Source organism: Streptococcus sp. GMD1S (genome assembly GCF_000296875.1).
Lineage (GTDB): Bacteria > Bacillota > Bacilli > Lactobacillales > Streptococcaceae > Streptococcus.
This window is the reverse complement of sequence record NZ_AJQY01000282.1, coordinates 1-575: the sequence shown is the minus strand read 5'-3', so window position 1 is coordinate 575 and position 575 is coordinate 1. Positions and strand designations below refer to the sequence as shown.

The following is a 575-nucleotide window of genomic DNA, read 5'->3' as shown; positions in this document are numbered from 1 at the left end:
TCAATTAAAAAGGAGAAGACGATGAGTCAAAAGATTATTGGGATTGACCTTGGTGGTACATCTGTCAAGTTCGCAATTTTAACTCAAGAGGGAGAAATCCAAGAAAAATGGTCTATCAAGACCAACATTTTGGATGAAGGAAGCCATATTGTAGATGATATGATTGAGTCTATTCAGCATCGTTTGGACTTGCTTGGATTGTCAGCCACAGACTTCCGAGGGATTGGGATGGGATCACCTGGTGTGGTTGACCGTGAAAAAGGAACTGTTATCGGTGCCTACAACCTAAACTGGAAAACCCTTCAACCGATTAAAGAAAAGATTGAAAAAGCCTTGGGGATTCCATTCTTTATCGATAATGATGCCAACGTAGCTGCTCTTGGTGAGCGTTGGATGGGTGCTGGTGAAAACCAACCAGACGTTGTCTTTATGACACTTGGTACAGGTGTTGGTGGCGGTATCGTGGCTGAAGGCAAATTGCTCCACGGTGTTGCTGGTGCTGCTGGTGAGCTTGGTCATATCACTGTTGACTTTGACCAACCAATCGCATGTACCTGTGGTAAAAAAGGCTGTCT

The 575-nt window shown here is 44.2% G+C and carries 1 protein-coding gene; it reads left to right on the top strand.

Annotated features, from left to right (window positions below):
* Positions 1–21 precede the first annotated feature (21 nt).
* Positions 22–575, top strand: a 554-nt coding sequence (locus GMD1S_RS08805; protein WP_044135864.1) for an ROK family protein, incomplete at its 3' end; no start/stop codon positions are given.